Origin of the sequence: Candidatus Aegiribacteria sp. (genome assembly GCA_021108435.1) — a bacterium.
Lineage (GTDB): Bacteria > Fermentibacterota > Fermentibacteria > Fermentibacterales > JCC-6 > Aegiribacteria.
Map to the genome: position 1 here is coordinate 1 of JAIOQY010000212.1, position 1,881 is coordinate 1,881.

A 1,881-nucleotide genomic window follows, 5' to 3' on the forward strand; every position below is an offset into this window, starting at 1 on the left:
TGAGCAACATTCGGTTCCGATGCCATCCGGAAGCTCGGATGATCGTCCGCCTGTTCTAGGAGTATTCCACTCCATAGGTAACCTGAATTCCGTACTTTTTAATATAGGTATTTGGGGTGATCCATGGGTTAGCTTCCCTTCTATGGAGTGGCCATCAGGTTCTGACAACAGCTATCTATGGTGCGGCGATGTATGGTCATCGTGTTATGGTGACATCACTCCGAATGGTGTAGCAGACAAATGGGCGAGCTGTTCTGATTTTGAAGACTGGGAACTGCAACCGAGCGAAGGATATCCCCTGGAGTATCTCTTTCCCGGTCCGGTTGCTCCCGAGCAGTCACAGTATGGAATAGACGACTGGGACCCGGCAAACAATTCGAACCCTTATGGCCTTGGCATCTGGGTCGAGAACTATACATGGGATACGCCGGGTTTCGACAATATCATGGCAATGGAGATGATCGTCACCCACCGAAGCTCCTACGGCAATCCGGGTGTTCCTCTCGATGCTTTTGTACTGGCCATCAAGGGGGACTTTGATGTAGCTACCGCTGACCCTACGGAATGCTACCTTGATGATCTTGTCTACTACGATGGTCACGCCATCTGGTGTAATGATCCTGACGCTGCTTTCGAATATGTTCTTGACGGATCAGTAAACGCGAGCACTCAGGATTACTACACATACCAGCAGAACCCGGATAACCCGCTTACTCCGGATGATCCTGAGAATATCTTTTATCACTACAATTACATAGGCGTGGACGGCATACCGGATAATGATGTAGATCAGAATGGTGTCAGCGATCATTTCACCATCCTCGCGAAAGTTATAGGTACGGACACTCTTTACAGGCAGGATCCTGAATCCGGCGTTATTCTCTTCTCCGAAGGCATGCCGTACTTTCATTTCGAACAGACCGTAGGCGATACAACATTCCTGGTAGTGCCGCGCAATCTCAGCTACATGTGGGACGGTGATTATCCAGGCAGTTACAGTGATGATTCAGGAGAACCTTTAATCACACCTATGTGCAACGGTTTCACAGGCTGGCGCCTGCTCGACTTCTGGGTGGTAAAGGCTGACAAATCCATTGAAAGACCGATAGACGTATACGGGTATCCCATTCCGATAAGTCATACATGGTGGAACTGGGAGGATATTCCCGGAACCGATCCGGAAAGGTATGACTTCATGTGGGGACACAATCTGGATGCCAGCGGGCAGTACAGCGGCCCCGCCTACATGTCCGACTGGTCCGGCAACCCCAACGCGCCTGAAGTTATGATCCCGGATAATCCGGGACCTTTCCCCTTCGTTCAAGACAACCCACTGCCGCTTTACTATCCCGTTTTCGAATACAGGTTCCTCATGTCCATGGGTCCGGTCAATCTTGCGGATGGTGATTCGCTTCATATTGTCGGCGGATGGGCTATAGGTCTCGGTCTTGATGGGCTCCGGATGAATGCCGATCTTCTGCTCGATGCGTATTACAGGGAATCCATATGGGGTTCAGGACAGGGAATCGAAGGAACTTCTCCGTTGATCGCATCGGGAATCGTGATTTCTCCGAATCCAATTTCAAGCACCGGAAAAGTGAACTTCAGTCTGAATGAGCCATGCACGGCAGTCCTGTCAATCTATGACGTTACAGGAAGACTTGTAAATACGCTTGTGAATACCGAACTTACCGGAGGCGACTACTCTATCAATGTTGACGCTGCAGGTATGACCGCAGGTATTTACATGGTCAGGCTCCAGGCAGGAGGAAATGTCAGCACTGGAAGGTTCATACTTCTGAAATAGGGAATTCGTGCCATTTGCGAATTCACGAACAGTAAGAAAACCCATACCATGCACAGGATTGTGTGGTATGGGTT

Annotated in this window: 1 protein-coding gene; it reads left to right on the forward strand. The window is 49.8% G+C overall.

What is annotated here, in order from left to right; all coding sequences use genetic code 11:
- Positions 1-1,807 (forward strand): T9SS type A sorting domain-containing protein (locus K8R76_12995; protein ID MCD4849091.1); only part of this gene is annotated, 1,807 nt, incomplete at its 5' end.
- Positions 1,808-1,881 lie beyond the last annotated feature (74 nt).